Here is a 3280-nt window from a genome sequence, read left to right on the forward strand (position 1 = left end):
TAGCGGAGATCTTAGCGACACTAGAACGCGACTAACAATCAGTGGGGGATAAGGAAAACCCCCACTGATTGGAGTTTCACTTTATAGATGGTTGATATGTTGGTGGGTGAGTGGTTGATGCTGATACATGAAGAAAGGACAGGCATTTGCCTGTCCTTCATCTATTTTAATACTTTGTCTGGTCATATAGGGTTAATTGATCTAAATTCTTATGCACGGTTATGAGCTTTTTAAGAAGGCTCATGAACTTTTGTTTATCTTCAAAAGGAGTGACATCCAGCTCCCTTTTTAGCTCATTGCTTTTAGTAACGAGCTCATCGAATTTTTGAATAGCCGGGCAGTTGTTTTTAGTCATAAGTAATTCTCCTAATCTAAGCTCTTAATATAACTTTATCACAAAAATAAATTTCAAAGGAAACAGCTATATTTCATTTATATTAAAAAGGAATCGCCATCTTAACTATTTTGTTAAAAGTGTCAGATTTTGTTGAAACCTAGAGAATAGAGTCATATAGTAGCAACATGCTTAGAAAAGCGAAAGCGCCTTGCCCACGTAAGAACGCATACTAAGATCGCCACGTCCTCCCAAAAGCTGCCGCTTTCGGTCGAGCGATGTATCGCTGACGAAGCTTTCCTTGTGGAGCTAGACAGTTATCGACGTACAAAATTGAATATTTAGTTTTAATAATAGACAAGGTTTAGAAAACCAGGGGGTGAGATCCTTGTCGACTGTATTATTTGGAACGGTAGAATATTATGAAAGAGAATTAATCAGCTATTTTACAAATAATCATATAAGCAATAAGGATGATGCTGCCATGAAAGTATTCCTTATGCTTGAAGCGGAGATATTCAATGTGTTCTTATTTGACGAAGCGATCCGGATTAGGTGTATGCAAAATCTATTAAAAGCTTTTTGCCGGGTATCTGAAACACACTTGATCAATTAGCAGCCTATAAATGTATAGAGCAATTGAAAAAAGAGGTCCCTGCAGTGAGAGACCTCTTTTGTTTAATTTAGAATTGTAACCTTTACATCTTTTCTTCCCCACTGCAGTGCATCCTGCTCTCCAGGAATAAACACATCAATTTCATGTCCATTAATTCCGCCGCCAATATCCTCGGCAGTTGCATAGCCATATCCTTCTACAAATACTTTAGAACCCAAAGGAATTACGTCCGGATCAACTGCAATTACTTTTTCATCCGGGTTATCGATAAGATTGACTCCTGTTTTTGTAATGCCGATACATCCTTCACAGCTCGCTGTATAGGCAGTTGCAGTAACAGTCAGAACTTTGCCTTCTTTTGCTGCAGGCTCTTTGGTGTTTGCTGCTTTTACGACGGTCTTAGGATTAGATGCTTCTTTTTTCACTGATTCATTTTTATAGATGATTAGCTCTAATCCAGGTTTTATAAAATCGGATTTCAGCTGATTCCACTTCTTAAGGTTATGTACACTTATGTTGTATGTTTTGGCAATATTCCAGAGAGTATCACCGGATTCTACTATGTATATTTCTTCAGGTGAAACATCAAGCTTGTCATTTGGGTGAATCAGATCCCCGGATAGGCCATTCCAGTTTTTAATATCCTGAACGGACACTTCGTGTTTTTGTGCTATGGACCATAGGGTATCCCCTTTATTTACAGTTACTTCTTCTGCATATGCGCTTACACCTGCTGTGCTCCAGATGATTAAGCTCGCGAGCAGATAATAAAAATACTTTTTCATGTTAAACCTCCTATAAACTTAGTTGACAATTATTATGCTAGCACAGAAAATTCTGAGTAAAAGAACAGAGAGGTTATAATTAAATTACGCACATTTCAGGAAAATAACGAAGAAATGGCAAAACATCATAATGTTCATACTGGATGGACGTAAAGCCTTAGATATAGTCATATTTGATATATTCGAACCTTAAGTTGGTTTAAATAGAAAGTTTTTCCTATGTATGCAAGAAAGAAAAAATTCGCTGGTTGTGTTACATATCTCACTGACAAAGAAGAAAATTTGTTTTTTAATGGTAGATAAATATAAAGAAGAATTTAATGGATATTGACAGGGGGCAAGCTCATATAATCTAAGGAAGATGTGTCAAAAGTGGTTATGTAAATTCTCTTCCGGAGATCCAATTATGCGTCCATTGAGAATTTCCAATAATAGTCTGAGGTTGTGTCGACACATGGGAGAGTAGGGTGTATAATGGTTACGGTTACATGTTTAAATGTTGTGAAAATTTTCAGCATTGGAGGGGATGGGCATGGAGCTTTGGAATTTATACCAGAATAACTATTTGATAGTTTTCGTGTTTTTGTGCCTGGGCGTATTGCTGCCTGTGGTGGCTTTGTTTTTGGGAAAGCTTTTGCGGCCCTATAAGCCATATGATACGAAGTATACCACATATGAGAGCGGGATTGAGCCATTCCATGATTCTAGGGTGCAGTTCAATGTCCGCTATTATATTTTTGCCCTGATGTTTGTCATTTTTGATGTGGAAACAGTATTTTTGTACCCGTGGGCAGTGGCATATGAGAAGCTTGGTATTTTTGCATTGATTGAGATGCTGATTTTTGTATTTATGCTAATAATTGGACTTGTTTATGCATGGAAAAAGAAGGTGCTGAAATGGATTTAAAGTTGGATAATATTACACCGGAAGAAATGGAAGAACTGCAGCGCAATGTGTTTATGGCAACTTTGGAACAGATTAAAGCGTGGGCGCGGAGCAATTCATTGTGGCCAATGACCTTCGGGCTTGCTTGCTGTGCCATTGAAATGATGGGTGTAGGTTCATCGCATTACGATTTGGACCGTTTTGGTTCTTTTTTCCGCACATCTCCCCGTCAGTCTGATGTCATGATTGTTTCAGGTACAGTAACAAAGAAAATGGCGCCTATTGTCCGCCGTCTTTATGATCAGATGCCTGAACCAAAATGGGTGATCGCGATGGGATCCTGTGCAACTGCGGGTGGGCCATATGTGAAATCTTACTCAGTAGTTAAAGGGGTCGACCAGATTGTCCCTGTTGATGTATACATACCAGGATGCCCGCCGAACCCGGCAGCATTGATTTATGGAATTAATAAGTTAAAAGAGAAAATCCGTTATGAGGCTAAGACTGGGAAGAAGGTGATCTAACCTATGAGCGGAGAAAAAGATCTTGAACAGCTGAAAAAAGAGGCTGCAGCAAAAGCGAAGGCAGCGGCCCTGGCTAAAATGAAAGCGAAAGAGCAGGGAGAAACAAAGGAAGAGACACCTGCAGAAGACATGGAT

General features: G+C 39.0%; 5 protein-coding genes. 3 read left to right on the plus strand and 2 right to left on the minus strand.

The genetic code is table 11. The features are described from left to right. Positions 1 to 166 precede the first annotated feature (166 nt). On the minus strand, positions 167 to 355 hold the full coding sequence (locus CE058_RS10085; RefSeq protein ID WP_048007947.1) for a hypothetical protein: 189 nt from the start codon (positions 353 to 355) through the stop codon (positions 167 to 169). 367 nt (positions 356 to 722) lie between these two features. Here CE058_RS10085 and CE058_RS10090 point away from each other — a divergent pair, with 367 nt between their 5' ends. Next, positions 723 to 950 carry a hypothetical protein gene (locus CE058_RS10090; protein ID WP_163142322.1) on the plus strand — a complete coding sequence of 76 codons (228 nt, stop codon included), beginning with the start codon at positions 723 to 725 and terminating at the stop codon, positions 948 to 950. Between the two features lie 62 nt (positions 951 to 1012). Here CE058_RS10090 and CE058_RS10095 read toward each other — a convergent pair whose 3' ends face one another. Next, entirely contained in the window at positions 1013 to 1735 is a 723-nt protein-coding gene (locus tag CE058_RS10095) for a LysM peptidoglycan-binding and 3D domain-containing protein (protein WP_048007949.1), read from the minus strand. Positions 1736 to 2267: 532 nt separating this feature from the next. Between CE058_RS10095 and CE058_RS10100 the strand changes: the two genes are divergently transcribed. Together CE058_RS10100 and CE058_RS10105 are read left to right on the plus strand one after the other, a co-directional pair. After that, positions 2268 to 2642, plus strand: coding sequence for an NADH-quinone oxidoreductase subunit A (locus CE058_RS10100; protein ID WP_035327896.1), 375 nt, complete (start codon positions 2268 to 2270; stop codon positions 2640 to 2642). Beyond that, positions 2633 to 3145, plus strand: coding sequence for a NuoB/complex I 20 kDa subunit family protein (locus tag CE058_RS10105; RefSeq protein WP_035327895.1), 513 nt, complete (start codon positions 2633 to 2635; stop codon positions 3143 to 3145). Before CE058_RS10100 ends, CE058_RS10105 begins: the two co-directional genes overlap by 10 nt. Positions 3146 to 3280 lie beyond the last annotated feature (135 nt).

The organism is Bacillus sp. 22-7, assembly GCF_010628845.1.
Classification (GTDB): Bacteria; Bacillota; Bacilli; order Bacillales; family Cytobacillaceae; genus Cytobacillus; species Cytobacillus firmus_B.